This window comes from Tardiphaga sp. vice154 (genome assembly GCF_007018645.1).
Lineage (GTDB): Bacteria > Pseudomonadota > Alphaproteobacteria > Rhizobiales > Xanthobacteraceae > Tardiphaga.
In genome coordinates, this window is record NZ_CP041399.1 from 3,843,509 (window position 1) to 3,858,362 (window position 14,854).

13 protein-coding genes are annotated in these 14,854 nt (G+C 63.6%); 3 read left to right on the plus strand and 10 right to left on the minus strand.

The features are described from left to right. Nucleotides 1-3: 3 nt before the first annotated feature. Nucleotides 4-726: an ABC transporter ATP-binding protein gene (locus FIU28_RS18060; RefSeq protein WP_143576263.1), complete on the plus strand. Its 723-nt coding sequence runs from the start codon at nucleotides 4-6 to the stop codon at nucleotides 724-726. 132 nt (nucleotides 727-858) lie between these two features. Next, nucleotides 859-1,986, plus strand: a complete 1,128-nt coding sequence (locus FIU28_RS18065; RefSeq protein WP_143574571.1) for a branched-chain amino acid ABC transporter substrate-binding protein — start codon at nucleotides 859-861, stop codon at nucleotides 1,984-1,986. Nucleotides 1,987-2,159: 173 nt separating this feature from the next. On the opposite strand, the gene FIU28_RS18070 is transcribed toward FIU28_RS18065, so the two are convergent. The 9 genes from FIU28_RS18070 to FIU28_RS18110 form a co-directional block, all read right to left on the minus strand. Continuing rightward, entirely contained in the window at nucleotides 2,160-3,023 is an 864-nt protein-coding gene (locus FIU28_RS18070) for a sugar phosphate isomerase/epimerase family protein (RefSeq protein WP_143574572.1), read from the minus strand. Further along, nucleotides 3,023-4,213, minus strand: coding sequence for a dihydrodipicolinate synthase family protein (locus tag FIU28_RS18075; protein ID WP_143574573.1), 1,191 nt, complete (start codon nucleotides 4,211-4,213; stop codon nucleotides 3,023-3,025). Before FIU28_RS18075 ends, FIU28_RS18070 begins: the two co-directional genes overlap by 1 nt. Before the next feature lie 9 nt (nucleotides 4,214-4,222). Beyond that, nucleotides 4,223-5,374 carry a Gfo/Idh/MocA family protein gene (locus tag FIU28_RS18080; RefSeq protein WP_143574574.1) on the minus strand — a complete coding sequence of 384 codons (1,152 nt, stop codon included), beginning with the start codon at nucleotides 5,372-5,374 and terminating at the stop codon, nucleotides 4,223-4,225. 2 nt (nucleotides 5,375-5,376) lie between these two features. Then, nucleotides 5,377-6,777: a hypothetical protein gene (locus FIU28_RS18085; RefSeq protein WP_143574575.1), complete on the minus strand. Its 1,401-nt coding sequence runs from the start codon at nucleotides 6,775-6,777 to the stop codon at nucleotides 5,377-5,379. An 11-nt stretch (nucleotides 6,778-6,788) separates the two neighbouring features. Next, nucleotides 6,789-7,616 carry an ABC transporter ATP-binding protein gene (locus FIU28_RS18090; protein WP_246661014.1) on the minus strand — a complete coding sequence of 276 codons (828 nt, stop codon included), beginning with the start codon at nucleotides 7,614-7,616 and terminating at the stop codon, nucleotides 6,789-6,791. Nucleotides 7,617-7,771: 155 nt separating this feature from the next. Then, a complete protein-coding gene (locus tag FIU28_RS18095) occupies nucleotides 7,772-8,764 on the minus strand; it encodes an ABC transporter substrate-binding protein (protein WP_143574576.1) in 993 nt (330 codons plus the stop codon). A 63-nt stretch (nucleotides 8,765-8,827) separates the two neighbouring features. Further along, nucleotides 8,828-9,559: an ABC transporter permease gene (locus FIU28_RS18100; protein WP_441351305.1), complete on the minus strand. Its 732-nt coding sequence runs from the start codon at nucleotides 9,557-9,559 to the stop codon at nucleotides 8,828-8,830. Between the two features lie 190 nt (nucleotides 9,560-9,749). Beyond that, complete coding sequence (locus FIU28_RS18105; protein ID WP_143576265.1) at nucleotides 9,750-10,409, minus strand: TetR/AcrR family transcriptional regulator; 660 nt, start codon at nucleotides 10,407-10,409, stop codon at nucleotides 9,750-9,752. Between the two features lie 209 nt (nucleotides 10,410-10,618). After that, the gene (locus FIU28_RS18110) at nucleotides 10,619-11,878 is read right to left on the minus strand and encodes a Glu/Leu/Phe/Val family dehydrogenase (protein ID WP_143574578.1); all 1,260 of its coding nucleotides are present in this window, start codon (nucleotides 11,876-11,878) and stop codon (nucleotides 10,619-10,621) included. Nucleotides 11,879-12,078: 200 nt separating this feature from the next. Between FIU28_RS18110 and FIU28_RS18115 the strand changes: the two genes are divergently transcribed. Further along, the gene (locus tag FIU28_RS18115) at nucleotides 12,079-12,972 is read left to right on the plus strand and encodes a sugar kinase (RefSeq protein WP_143574579.1); all 894 of its coding nucleotides are present in this window, start codon (nucleotides 12,079-12,081) and stop codon (nucleotides 12,970-12,972) included. 161 nt (nucleotides 12,973-13,133) lie between these two features. Here the strand turns inward: FIU28_RS18115 and FIU28_RS18120 are convergent, their stop codons facing one another. Then, nucleotides 13,134-14,846 carry an IlvD/Edd family dehydratase gene (locus FIU28_RS18120; RefSeq protein ID WP_143574580.1) on the minus strand — a complete coding sequence of 571 codons (1,713 nt, stop codon included), beginning with the start codon at nucleotides 14,844-14,846 and terminating at the stop codon, nucleotides 13,134-13,136. Between the last annotated feature and the right edge of the window lie 8 nt (nucleotides 14,847-14,854).

Sequence of the window (14,854 nt, forward strand, 5' to 3'; positions counted from 1 at the left end):
CCCATGCTCGATATCCGCGGCCTTTACGCCTCCTACGGCAAGATCGAAGCCTTGCGCGGCATCGATCTCACAATTGCCAAGGGCGAGATCGTGGCGCTGATCGGCGCCAACGGTGCTGGCAAGTCGACCCTGATGATGACCATCTTCGGCCGGCCGCGCGCCCGCGCCGGCACCATCGAAGTGGACGGCCATGATATCACCGGCCTGCCGACCCATGAGATCGCGCGAATGCGTATCGCGCAGTCGCCGGAAGGGCGCCGCATCTTCCCGCGCATGAGCGTGGCGGAAAACCTGCAGATGGGCGCCGACGTCATCGAGGGCAGCCCGGCGGAGCGCGCCGAAAGCCTGGAGAAAGTGCTGACGCTGTTTCCGCGGCTCAAGGAACGCCTGTTCCAGCGCGGCGGCACACTCTCCGGCGGCGAACAGCAGATGCTGGCGATCGGCCGCGCGCTGATGAGCCGGCCCCGCCTGCTGCTGCTGGATGAGCCCTCGCTCGGGCTGGCGCCCTTGATCGCCAAACAGATTTTCGAGGCGATCCGCGTGCTCAACAAGACCGGCGATCTGACGGTGCTGATCGTCGAGCAGAACGCCAACCATGCGCTGCGCCTGGCGCATCGCGGCTACGTCATGGTCAACGGACTGATTACCTTGTCAGGCACCGGCGCCGAATTGCTGCAGGCGCCGGAAATCCGCTCGGCCTATCTCGAAGGCGGGCGGAAGGCCTGATCCGCCTTTGTTACGAAATGCGCGGCCAAGCGCCGCACTATACGAACTTTGCCGATGACACACCCGCGAATTCAGCGGACAATACCAGCGCAATTGCCCCGGCCCCGGCCGACCCACCTCGCGAGGATCATCATGAAACCCATCAAGCTCCTTGGCCTGGCCTTCGCCGCCTCATTACTTTCAACAGCGCTGCTATCGCAGGGCGCTTTCGCGCAGGCCATCAACGTCGCCGTCGCCGGCCCGATGACCGGCGGCGAATCCGCCTTCGGCCGGCAGATGAAGAACGGCGCCGAACAGGCCGTGGTCGATCTCAACGCCGCCGGCGGCGTGCTCGGCAAGAAGCTGGCTCTGCAGGTCTCCGACGATGCCTGCGATCCCAAGCAGGCGCGCTCGGTGGCCGAAAAGATCGCCTCGGGCGGCGTGCCATTCGTCGCCGGACATTTCTGCTCGTCGTCCTCGATCCCAGCCTCGGAAGCCTATGCCGACGGCAACGTGTTGCAGATCACGCCGGCCTCGACCAACCCGCTGTTCACCGAGCGCAAGCTGTGGAATGTGCTGCGCGTCTGCGGCCGCGACGACCAGCAGGGCTTGATTGCCGCCGACTACATCGCCAAGAATTTCGCCGGCAAGAACGTTGCGATCCTCAACGACAAGACCACCTACGGCAAGGGTCTCGCCGACGAGACCAAGAAGGCGCTCAACAAGGCCGGCGTCACCGAGAAGATGTTCGAGAGCTACAACAAGGGCGACAAGGATTTCAATTCGATCGTCTCGCGCCTGAAGCGCGACAATATCGATCTGGTCTATATCGGCGGCTACCATCAGGAAGCAGGCCTGATCCTGCGCCAGATGCGCGACCAGGGCCTCAAGACCGCGATGATGGCCGGCGACGCCATGAACGACAAGGAATTTGCCTCGATCACCGGCCCGGCCGCCGAAGGCACGCTGTTCACCTTCGGCCCCGACCCCCGCAACAAGCCGACCGCCAAAGCGATCGTCGAGAAGTTCAAGGCCAAGAACATCGATCCCGAAGGCTACACGCTGTACACCTACGCCGCGTTCCAGGTGTGGTCGCAGGCGGTCGCCAAGGTCGGCTCGACGGACCCGAAGAAGGTCGTCGATGCGATCAAGGCCGGCGAGTGGGACACCGTACTCGGCAAGATGGCCTTCGACGCCAAGGGCGACATCAAGGCGATCGACTACGTCGTCTACAAATGGGACGCCAAGGGCAACTACGCCGAGATCGGCGCGAAGATGTAAGGTAATAGCACCGCGCGCTGTACTTCTTCCTTCTCCCCTTGTGGGAGAAGGTGGCGCCGACGCAGTCGGCGTCGGATGAGGGGTTATAGCGTGCGGAGCTTGCGGCACCCCTCACCCGTCCGCGCTTCGCGCGGCCACCCTCTCCCACAAGGGGAGAGGGAAGTAAGAAAGAACTACACCACGCTCTTGTGCCGTTCGATGCAGGTGGCCAGCACCTCGTCGATCGGTCTTTCCCACCAATCGTGCGAGAAGATCTCGATCTCCGAATAGCCGGCAAAGCCCTCCGCTTCCACAGCGGCGCGCACCGATCTGATATCGATGACGCCGTCGCCCATCATGCCGCGGTCGTTCAGGATATCCGTGGTCGGCACCAGCCAATCGCAGACGTGGAACGCCAGCAGGCGGTCCCGGCCAGCGCGGGCGATCTGCGGCAGCAGCTGCGGGTCCCACCAGATGTGATAGACGTCGAGCGCCACACCGAGCATGCCGGTGCGGTTCGGATCGAGCCGGTCGCAGATGTCGAGCGCCTGCTCGGTGGTGTTCACGCAAGCGCGGTCCGCTGCATAGGCCGGATGCAGCGGCTCGATCGCCAGCGGCATTTTCGCTTGCTTTGCATATTCCATCATCTCGGCAATGCCGTCATCGACCTGCGCCCGCGCATTGATGATGTCCTTCGACGGCGCGCTTCCCGGCCGCGAATATTGCGGCAGGCCGCCGACCACCAGCACGATGCAGGGCGCACCCAGCGCCACCGCCTCGTCGACGCAGCGGCGGTTATCGTCGCGGATCTCGGCATGGCGCGAGGCATCGCCGACAAACATCCCTCCGCGGCAATAGCCGGACAGTTCGAGGTCATTGTCGCGGACCGCCTTAACGGCATTGTCGAGCCCGACGGTCGCGACCTGGTCGCGCCACGGACTGACGCCGCGGATGCCGTGCTTCGCGCAAGCCTGCGCGATCGCCACGAAGTCGCCCTGCTTGCGTACCGTCGCCGTGTTCAGCGACAGCCAGCGATGATCCCCCGAGAAATCGCGCATCAGGCCTCGACCCCGCGCACCGAAAGAATCGCCTTCATGCGCTGCGTCGCCTGTTCGGGGTTCGCCAACAAACCGGCTCGATCGGCCAGCCGGAACAATTCGGCCAGATGCAGCGTCGAGCGCGTGCTCTCCTGCCCGCCGATCATGGTGAAGTGGTCCTGGTGGCCGTTGAGATAGGCCATGAACACGATGCCGGTCTTGTAGAACCGCGTCGGCGCCTTGAAGATGTGGCGCGACAGCGGCACCGTGGGTCCGAGCACGTCATGAAAGCCCTTCTCGTCGCCGGCCGCGAGCCGCGACAGCGCGTAGGACGCCGCAGGCGCGATGGCATCAAAAATGCCGAGCAGCGCGTGCGAAAAGCCCTTGTCGTCGCCGGCGATCAGTTCGGCGTAGTTGAAGTCGTCGCCGGTATACATCTTCACTTCCGGCTTGAGCCGGCGCCGCATGTCGATTTCGCGCTGCGCATCGAGCAGCGAGACTTTCACGCCATCGACCTTGGCGGCGTTGCGGTTGATGACGTCGACCGCGATGTCCATCGCCTCAATGAGGCTGGTCGTGCCCCAGTAATTCGCCAGCGCCGGATCGAACATGTCGCCGAGCCAATGGATGATCACCGGCTGGCTGCAATGCGACAGCACGCGGTCGTACACTTTGCCATAGTCCTCGGCGCTCTTGCCGAGCTTGGCCAGCGCGCGCGACGCCATCAGGATGATGCGGCCGCCGGCCTTCTCGATCGCCGCGATCTGCTCTTCATAGGCGTGGATCACGTCGTCCAGTGTTTTGGCATCTTCTACCGCGAGATGGTCGGTCCCCGCCCCGGAGAATACCAGCGCATTGCGCGGCTTCGCGGCCGCCACCGAGCGCTGGATCAGTTCGAGCGAGGTCGGCCAGTCCATGCCCATGCCGCGTTGCGCAGTGTCCATCGCCTCGGCAACGCCGAGACCGAGGTCCCAGACGTGTTCGCGAAACGCGATGGTGCGGTCCCAGTCGATCTTGCCGGACACCCAGGGATCGCACTCCGCGAGCGGATCGGCGACCACATGGGCGGCCGAGAACGCGATGCGATTCAGCGAGCCCTCGAGCTTGGACGGGAATGCCCGCGAGGCAGCAAGCCTATAGGTCTCGATCGAACGATCGGCCTTCGGCAGTTTCAGCGACAAGGTAGACATCGGTTGGACTGGCTTGTTCATGGCGTAACCTCAGACCGAGAGCTTGGGCACATCGACCCAGCGGCGTTCTTTCCAGCTTTCCAGCGCGCATTCGACGAGCTGCACGCCCTTGGCGCCTTCCAGCAGCGTATACTTGTACGGCGCATCCTCGCAGACGTGGCGGATGAACATCTCCCACTGTTCCTTGAAGCCGTTGTCGTAGACGGCGTTGTCCGGCACCTTCTGCCAGTCGGCGTAGAAATCGTGGGTGCGCTTCTCGTCGGGATTCCACACCGGCCGCGGCGTCGCCTGGCGGGCCTGGATCATGCATTCGGTGAGGCCAGCGACCGCCGAACCATGCGTGCCGTCGACCTGGAAGGTGACGAGATCGTCGCGATAGACGCGCGTCGCCCACGACATGTTCATATGCGCGATGACGCCGTCCTTCAGCTTGAAGGTGGCGTAGGCGGAGTCGTCAGCCGTGGCCTTGTACTTCTTGCCCTGCTCGTCCCAGCGCGCCGGAATGTCGGTGGTGCCGAGACAGGTCAGGCTCTCGACCTCGCCGAACAGATTGTCGAGCACGTAGCGCCAGTGGCAGACCATGTCCAAAATCATGCCGCCGCCGTCTTCGGCGCGGTAGTTCCACGAGGGGCGCTGCGCTTCCTGCCAGTCGCCCTCAAACACCCAGTAGCCGAACTCGCCACGCACCGAGAGCATCTTGCCGAAGAAGCCCGAGTCGCGCAGCATCGCCAGCTTCTTCAGGCCGGGCAGGAACAGCTTGTCCTGCACGGTGCCGTGCTTGAGCCCCTTGGCATTGGCCTTCTGGATCACGTCGAGCGCCGCCGCGAGATTGGTCGCAATCGGCTTCTCGCAATAGATGTGCTTGCCGGCGGCAATCGCCTTGTTGAGCAGGCCGGGCCGCGCCTGCGTCGTCGCGGCGTCGAAGAAGATGGTGTCATCCTTGTTCTCCAGCGCCTTGTCGAGATCGGTGGTCCAGCGATCGATGCCGTACTTCTTCGCGAGGCCCTCGATCTTCTCAGCGTTGCGGCCGACCAGGATCGGATCCGGCATCATGCGGTCGCCATTCTTGAGGGTCACGCCGCCCTGCGCGCGGATCGCGACGATCGAGCGCACCAGATGCTGGTTGAGGCCCATGCGGCCGGTGACGCCGTTCATGATGATGCCGAGACGGTGGACAGCCATAGTCAGTTCTCCAGGAGCATTTTGGTAGTCGGACGCGCAAGCGGCGACAGCGCCGCCCAGTCCGGATGGGCGCCGGATGCGAATCCGGCAGAGGTCAGCGATCCCGTCAGGAGATCGCCGTCGTGAATGCGAAGCCGGATGACATCGCCATCGCGGCGATAGAGGTCGGGATGGGCTTCGAGGAATGCTTCAGCTTCCGCGACGGGCGCCGTGCCAAACCCATCGACGTAATGATGGCCGTTGCGCTCGGCATGGGTCACGCCGATCAGCGCGCCCAGTGCGAGATCCTGCTGCACGCCGAGCCCGGCCTGGCAGGTCAGATCCTCGCCGGTGATGAAGTAGGCGTTGCCGCCTTCGCTCCACTTCGCCGCGCGCGCGGCATTGACGATCGACTTGTAGAACCCCTTGCAGGATTTTGACGAGATGCCGCGATAGCCGAGCGCCTTCGCGGCCGGAAATGCATCCCAGCTATCGTCGGCCTCGTCGATGATGAAGTTGCGCTTAGACAACGCGCCGAGCGGCGACGCCCGCGTGATATCGCGCGGCATCGGTTGCTCGATATAGAGCAGCTTTGACGCGATCGGCTTCAGTGCCGCGTCATGGTCGAGGCGATCGACCAGCGCACCGAGCGCGCTGAGGTCCGCATATTGCTCATTGGCGTCGAGCGACAGCTTGTAGTCGTAGGGCAGCGTAGCGAGCGCGTTCCCGATCTTCGTCAGCCGTGCGGCGTCGGCTTCGGGATCGCCGTTCATCTTCAGCTTGAAATAGCGCGCGCCGCTGTTTTCATTTGCGTCGGCGACACCACCCTGACCGTCGATGGCGTCGTCGAGACCGACCGTGTGGCGCAGCGCGACGCGCCCCAGCGGCGTGCGGCCGGCGAGGAACGCCGTGACGTCATCGCTTGCGACATCCGGCGCCAGCCGAGCGTCAAGGCCGGCGACATTGGCCGCCATGCCGTCGAAGAAATTCAGATCCAGCGCGCGCAGCAGCGCATCGCAGATCGCCTTGTCGATTTCGGCAGGACCGAAGGCGGCGGCGAGCGGCGGAATGTCGGCCTCGGCGCAGGCCTTGAGCTGGTCGCCTATGCAGGCCGCGTGAAAGTCGAACGCAGTGTGAAACCCGGTGTGAGCCAAATACAAATCGCGGGCGATTGCCAGCGACCGCCGGAGCTCATCGACGGTGTCGGCGATCGCCAGATGCGGGCGCTTGTCGAACCACTTTGGCACCATCAGCTCGGCGCTGGCGCCGGTGAAGACACCTTTTCCTTCCAGCTCGATGACGACGCGCACAAAGGCCTGCGGCGCGGCATTGACCGTCACCGCGCCAAAACGAAACGGCCGCACGAACGCAACCGGGCGTTCATACAGCGCGATCTCGCGCAAGGCGATGCGGGGAGCGGTCATCTTGAGCAGCCTTAGTCCAGCGCGCTCTGGGTGAAGAAATGCTTGCGAACGCGCGCCACCAGTTCGGTGAACACCGGGTTGGCCATGGTGTCGAGGTTGCGATCGCGGCCAAGCGGCACGTCGTAGATCGCCTCGATGCCGCCCGGCCGCTCGGTCATCACCAGCACCTTGTCGGCGAGGAAAACCGCTTCCGGGATCGAATGGGTGATCAGCAGGATGGTCTTGCCGGTCTGCCGCTGGATCCGCGACAGCTCGACATTCATCTTCTCGCGTGTCATGGCATCGAGCGCGCCGAACGGCTCGTCCATCATCATGATCTTCGGATCGTGCACCAGCGCGCGGCAGATCGAGGCGCGCTGCTGCATGCCGCCGGACAATTGCCACGGCAGCTTGTTCTCGAAGCCCTCGAGTCCGACCATCTTCAGCAGCGATTTTGCCCGCTCGAGAAATTTCTCGCGCGGCAGTTTCTTCATGTCGATCGGCAGCATCACGTTCGACAGGATGTTGCGCCACGGCAGCAGCAGCGCATTCTGGAACACGATGCCGACGTCGCCATGCGGCTCGGTAACCTTCTTGCCGTCGACCAGGATTTCCCCGGTGGTCGGCGGCAGCAGCCCCGAGATCAGCTTGAGCAGCGTGGACTTGCCGCAGCCGGACGGGCCCACAACAACGAAGAACTTGCCCTCGTCGATGTGAAAGTCCAGCGGACGCAGCGACTGCACGCGGCCGTCGCCGGTCCCGTAGGTCTTGGAGACGCCGGAGAGATTGATCCCCGACGCCGTGTTGACGGGCTGCTCTGACACCACGCGAAGATGTGCGGTCGCTGGATCCACGCTCATATCCAACCCTTTGGCCTTCATCGTCGCTGCAGTCATCAAAATCGGTCCTTGGCACGTCATCGTGTTCGTCATTGCGAGGAGCCCTTGCGACGAAGCAATCCAGTTCTTGCTTGTGGCTTCTGGATTGCTTCGCTCCTCGCAATGACGGCCTGCGTTTACTTCGGCAGGTAATCGTTGGTGTAGAACGCCCTCGGATTTTCCTTGGCCTTGGCTTCCAGGCCGCCATATTCGACCATCAGCTCGACCGAATCCTTCATGTTCTGGTCGGTGACCTGGAACGGGCGCTTACCCTTGGTTTCCGGTGTCGAGTAGAACGGGATGGTCAGCTCGAATCCTTGGGTCAGGGTCTCGATCTTGCCGCCCTTCGGGTTGGCATCGAGGATCGACTGCGCGGCGGCCTTCGGCTCCTTCGACGCGGCTTCGACGGCCTTGGTGGTGGCCGACATGAAGCGCTTGACGAGATCCGCATTGGCCTTGGCGTAATCGGTGTTGGTGACGATGCCCGACGACACGAGATGAATGCCGTAGTCGGCGAACTTGATCGGATAGACGTCCTTGCCGGTGGCGTCCTTGATCTTCATCGACTGGTCCATCACGTAACCGAGCAGCAGATCGGCCTGGCCGTTGATGACGGCGTTGAGCTTGGTCTGGCCGTCGCCCGCCACGGTCTTGAAATCGGATTCCTTCAGGCCGGCCTTCTTGAGGAACAGCGGCCAGATCTGGGTCATCGAATCCGCCGGCGTGATCGCCACGGTCTTGCCCTTGATGTCGTCCGGCTTCTTGATGTTCTTGTCGACAAAACCCATCACCGACATCGCGGTGGTCTGCAGCAGCACGCCGGTGGCGATCACCGGGGCGCCCTTGACGGCGGCGCGCATCATGGTGGGGACGTCGGCATAGCCGAAGTTCACGGACTTGGCGGCGACAGCCTGCACGGTCGCGGCCGAACCGCGGCCTTCCTGGATGTCGAGATCGATGCCCTCGGCCTCATAGATGCCCTTGGCCTTGCCATAATAGAAGGGCGCGTGCTCGCCGTAGACGTACCAGTTCAGCATCAGCGTCACCTTGTCGGCGGCGGCCGCCGGCGTTGCGGTGGCGATCGCGGTCCAGATCAGCGCGGTCGAGCAGGTCGTAATCCATTTCAGCATGTTAGCCTCCCTTGAAAATGCAGCCCTTGAGCGGGCCGCTTGTTTGACAGTTTGGCGCCGCCCCTAAGCGGCGATGAAGACGTCCGCGCGCTGGCTGACATGCCAGGGAATCGTAAAACGTTCGATGCGATCGACGATCCAGAACAACAGGACGCCGAGCAGCGCAAGAATGACGAGCGCCGCAAACATGGTCGGCAGATCGAAGGTGCCGATCGAGCGCTGCAGCACATAGCCGATGCCGGAATTGGAGCCGACGAATTCGCCGACTACCGCACCGACGACGGCGAGCGTCACCGAGACTTTGAGGCCGGAGAAGATCGCCGGCAGCGCGTGCGGCAGGTTGACGGCGCAGAACACGCTGAAACGGCTGCCCTTCATGGCGCGCGCCAGATCGACCATGTCGGGATCGACCGACTTGAAGCCCTGCACGGCGGAGACAACGACGGGAAAGAAGCCGAGCAGGAAGGCCGCGATGATCTTCGGCACGATGCCGAAGCCGAACCACACCACGAACAACGGCGCGATCGCGACCTTGGGGATCGATTGCGAGAATACCAGCAGCGGATAGACGTAGCTTTCCACCGTGCGCGAGCCGGCGATCAGCATCGCGATGGGAATGCCGAACAGCGCCGACAACAGGAAGCCGGCGATGGTCGCGTAGGTCGTCGGCCAGGTCTGGCTCAGCAGCTCCGGCCAGTCGGTCCACAGCACCTTGACCACATCGCCGGGCGCCGGGATCTGATAGGCGGGAATGTTGAACAGGCGGATCGCCAGATCCCAGGCCACGATGATCATGACAAGCAGAATGAACGGGCGCAGCCAGGCGGCATTCAGCACGCGGGCTGCGGCGCCTCGGCCCTTGGTTTCACTCACATGCCTCTCCCTGATACCGTTTTTGCGGAACAATTAACTTGTTGGATAAATACTATCCAGACCTTTCCCAATGTCAATTGGGCCGCCCGTTAAACCAGATTATTGAATGAAATCAGGCGGTTTTCCGGGAGGGCGGCAATGCGGCCGGCGGCGTCGGCGCCAGGAATTCGGCCACCGAGCGGCCGGTCAGCGCCGCCAGGACCAGCGCCACCATGTGGGCGAGTCGCTCGTCCTTTGCCGGCTGCGCCAGCAAATCGCGGCCGAAAATCACGCTCAGCGTGGCGTTGTTGGCGAGGTAGAAGAAGCTCAGGGCGGCGATCGAGATATAGAGTTGCACCGGGTCCATCGCGACCTTGAAGTCGCCGGACGCGACGCCGCGATTGACCACCGTGCGGATCATCTCAACGAACGGCGAGTGCATCGACTTCACCTTGTCGGAGCGTTTCAGGTGCTTGGCCTGTTCGAGGTTCTCGGTATTGAGCAACGCCAGGAACTCCGGGTTGCGGATGAAGTAATTCCAGGTGAAGGCGATCAGGCTCTCGATGGCATCGGGCGGCGCGAGGTGTTCGAGATCGAGCGTGCGCTCCTCATTGCGGATCTTCTCATAGCTGGCTTCCAGCACCGCCAGATACAGATCGTCCTTCTTGCCGACGTGATAATACAGCATGCGCTTGTTGGCGCCCGCCTCCGCGGCGATACGATCGACGCGCGCGCCGGCCAGTCCGTGCGCGGCGAATTCCTTTTTCGCAGCCTCCAGGATGCGGATCCGCATGCCCTCGGGATCGCGCTGCCACTTCAATACTTTCTTGCTCGATCCGGCTGTTACTTTGGGCAATGCGGTGACCTGTCGCGCGATGATTAGATTCTAATGTAGCACGCGCGCCCGACCACGTGTAGCCCGGATGAGCGCAGCGACATCCGGGGAAAGCGATCGTGACAACAGGCCGGCCCCGGATTGCGCTTCGCTCCATCCGGGCTACCTCACGGAAACAGTCCGCGCGTATTCTTGGCGGCGCGCACCTTCTCGACGCCGATCGCCATCGCGGCGGTCCGGTGCGGGATGCAGTCGACCCGGGCTCGCATCACCATCGCGTCGAAGGCGCGGTCGAGGATCTGATATTCCCGCCGCATCACCTCCTCTTCCTCCCAGAACAATTGCTGCAGGTCCTGCACCCATTCGAAATAGCTGACGACCACGCCTCCTGAGTTGCAGAGAATATCGGGCAGCAGGAAAATCTCGTCCTGACGTTTCTCCAGCACCAGATCGGCCTCCGGCGTGGTCGGGCCGTTGGCGCCCTCCGCCAGCACCCGGCAGCGCAACTTCTCGGCCATCGGCCCATCGATGGCGCGCTCCATCGCGGCCGGTACCAACACGTCGCAGGGCAGCGTGAAGATGTCGGCAGGGTCGTATTGCAGCTCGCTGGAATAGCCCTTGAGGCTGCCATGTGCCGCGGTGTGGCGCATCAAGGCGGCGATATCGAGCCCGGAATGGTTGTACAGTGCGCCGGTGTGGTCGCTGACGGCGATGATCTTCAGACCAAAGCGATGCAGCTCCAGCGCGGCATAGGAGCCGACATTGCCGAATCCCTGAATCACGGCGGTGGCGCCGTCTAGATCGATCGCCAGCTCCCTGAGCACGCGCCGGGCGAGATGCGCGACGCCGCGCCCGGTAGCTTCGCGCCGCCCCAGCGTGCCGCCGGATGCCACCGGCTTGCCGGTGACGATCTCGGTCACGGTGCGGCCCTGATACATCGAATAGGTGTCCATGAACCAGGCCATCACTTGCTCGTTGGTGCCCATGTCCGGCGCCATCACGTCGGTGTGCGGGCCGACGAACGGGATCATCTCCTGCATATAGCGCCGTGACAGCGCTTCCAGCTCACGCCTGGAGATCGCGGAGGGATCGACTGCAATGCCGCCCTTGGCGCCGCCATAGGGCAGACCGACAAGCGCGCATTTCCAGCTCATCCAGATCGCCAATGCCGCAACCTCGCCGAGATCGACGCTTCTGGCAAAGCGCGTGCCGCCCTTGGTGGGGCCCAGCGTCAGGTGGTGCTGCACCCGGTATCCTTCATAGACAGCGACGGTGCCATCGTCGCGGTGGATCGGGCACGACACAACGATGGCCCGCTTCGGCAGCAACAGCCGGTCGCGCTCGTCCAGCGGAATCTCCAGATGGTCGGCGATGACGCCGAACTGGTTGACCGCCATCTCGAAAACCGGGCCGGAATAAACCGTCATGACTATCTCCCTCGGGGGGCCGTTCTGCCTATCGGGGTCGCCTGGGCCAGAATGGCAGGGTAAGGCGCTCGAAACCGCGCATCCAGCGAAATCCTGCAACGCACAATTGAGTGGCCGTCATGCTGTCGGCTGCTAAAGTGGCATGGCGATGACTCATGACGACGATGGGTCGGACGACCCTCTCGGGAGACGGACACGACATGCAGGCGCTCTTCATCGGCCAGACCTATATCGACGTCACTTTCATCACCGACCATATGCCGACCGGCGACGAGAAGCACGTGGCATCCGACTATGCAGTGTCGTTTGGCGGCAATGCCGTCACCGCCGCGTTCTGCTGCGCCAAGCTCGGCATCGTGCCCGACCTGATCGCCACCGTGGCCAATGACTGGCTCGGCCGCATGTTCATGGACATGAGCGCGAAATATGCCATCGAGATTCACCCGCGCAAGGTCGCCAGCTCGTCACTGTCGTTCATTATGCCGAAGGATGGCAAACGCGCTATCGTGCGCTGCCGCGACGACGAACATATCCATCCGTTTCCGCTGCTCAACCTCGGCAAATGCCGCGCGCTGCATGTCGACGGCCACCAGCCCGACGCAGCGATTCATTACGCCAAGCTGTGCCGCGAGGCTGGCATTTTGACGTCGCTGGATGGCGGCGGCATGCGCACCAATACCCATGAGCTGCTGGAATTCATCGACGTCGCGATCGTCGCCGAGCGGTTGTGCGAACAGATGGACCTCACGCCTGAGCGAATGCTGGACTATTTGAAGAGCCGCGGCTGCCGCGTCGGCGGCATCACCCAGGGCGAGCGCGGACTGCTGTGGTACGACGAGAGCGGCACGGTGCGCACGCTGCCGGCGCTATCGATCCCACGCGACCGCGTGATCGATACCAACGGCGCCGGCGACGTATTTCATGGCGCCTATGTGTATTCCTATCTCGCCAATCCCGGCCAGAGCTGGGCCGAGCACTTCGACTTCGCGCGCGCGGCTTCGACCTACAAGATCCAGCGGCTCGGCAACGAAGCCGGCCTGCCGACGCTGCCGGATATCGCCGCCGTCAGGCAGGAATTCGCCGCGGCGGTGTAGCTCTTTTCTTACTTCCTTCTCCCCTTGTGGGAGAAGGTGGCGCGGACGAAGTCCGCGACGGATGAGGGGTGATGGCGGGCTCCGCGCTTGTGGCACCCCTCACCCGTCTCGAACCGCTTCGCGGTTCGATCCACCCTCTCCCACAAGGGGAGAGACGCGCGCTAGCCCTCGCTCTTCCCTTCCCGCGTCATGAAGTCGAAATCGCAGCCATCGTCGGCCTGCAGGATCGTGTTGTAAAATAGCTGCGCGTAGCCGCGCTTCGCCCAGTCCGGTGTTACCGCCGCCGGCAGCGCGGCCTGGCGCTTCGCCATCTCGGCGTCGTCGATCAACAGATCGATGCGGCGCGCGGCGACATCCAGCCGGATCAAATCGCCATTCTGGACCAGCGCCAGTGGCCCGCCGACCGCGCTCTCCGGCGTGATGTGCAGCACGATGGTGCCGAACGCGGTGCCGCTCATCCGCGCGTCCGAAATCCGCACCATGTCCTTGACCCCTGCCCGCGCCAGCTTCATCGGGATCGGCAGGTAGCCCGCCTCCGGCATGCCCGGCGCGCCCTTCGGCCCGGCGTTGCGCAGCACCAGCACGTCGTCGGCCGTGACGTCGAGATCGGCGCTGTCACAGCGCAGCGTCATGTCTTCCACGGATTCAAACACCACGGCGCGCCCGGTGTGCTGCAATAGTTTCGGCGACGCCGCCGAATGCTTGATGACCGCGCCGCGCGGCGCGAGGTTGCCGTGCAGCACCGCCATCGCGCCTTCCGGCTTGATCGGATTGTCGCGCGAACGGATGACGTTCTGTCCCGGCACCTCCTCCGCCTGCGCCACGATCTCGCGCAAGATCGCGCCTGACACCGTGCTGGCGTCGAGATCGATCAGATCGCCAAGCTGCGCCATCAGCTTCGGCACGCCGCCGGCGTGATGAAAATGCTCCATGTAGTGATCGCCCGACGGTTTGAGATCGATCAGGACGGGCACTTCGCGGCTGAGTTCGTCGAAGGCGGCGAGGTCGATGCGGTGCACCGAGCGGTTGGCCATCGCGGTGAGGTGGATCAGCCCGTTGGTGGAACCGCCGATCGCCTGCAGCACGACCTGCGCATTGCGGAACGAAGCCGGCGTCAGCACCTCGCTCGGCTTCGGCCCCTTGTTTTTCGCGAGTTCCGCCGCGACCCGGCCGCTGGCTTCCGCCGAACGAAACCGCTCGGCATGCGGCGCGGGAATGGTGGCGCTCATCGGCAGCGACAGCCCCATCGCCTCGGTAATGCAGGCCATCGTCGAGGCCGTGCCCATCACCATGCAGGTGCCGACCGAGGGCGCCAGCCGCGCATTCACCGCATCGATCTCCTGCTGGTCGATCTCTCCGGCGCGGAACTTGCCCCACATCCGACGGCAGTCGGTACAGGCGCCCAGCACCTCGCCCTTGTGATGGCCGACCACCATCGGTCCCACCGGGATCACCACCGTCGGCAGATCGACGGAGAGCGCTGCCATGATCTGCGCCGGCAGCGTCTTGTCGCAGCCGCCGATCACGATCACCGCATCCATCGGCTGGGCGCGAATCATCTCCTCGGTGTCCATCGCCATCAGGTTGCGCAGATACATCGAGGTCGGATGCGCGAAACTTTCGCCGATCGAGATGGTCGGGAACACCATCGGCAGCGCGCCGGCGAGCATCACGCCGCGCTTGGCAGCTTCGATAATCTGCGGGACGTTGCCATGGCAGGGATTGTAGTCGCTGTGGGTGTTGGTGATGCCGACGATCGGGCGATCCAGCGCGTCGTCGGAATAGCCCATCGCCTTGATGAAGGCCTTGCGCAGGAACAGAGAGAAACCTGCATCACCATAGCTGGTGAGACCCTTGCGCAATCCATCGGCCATATCGCGTT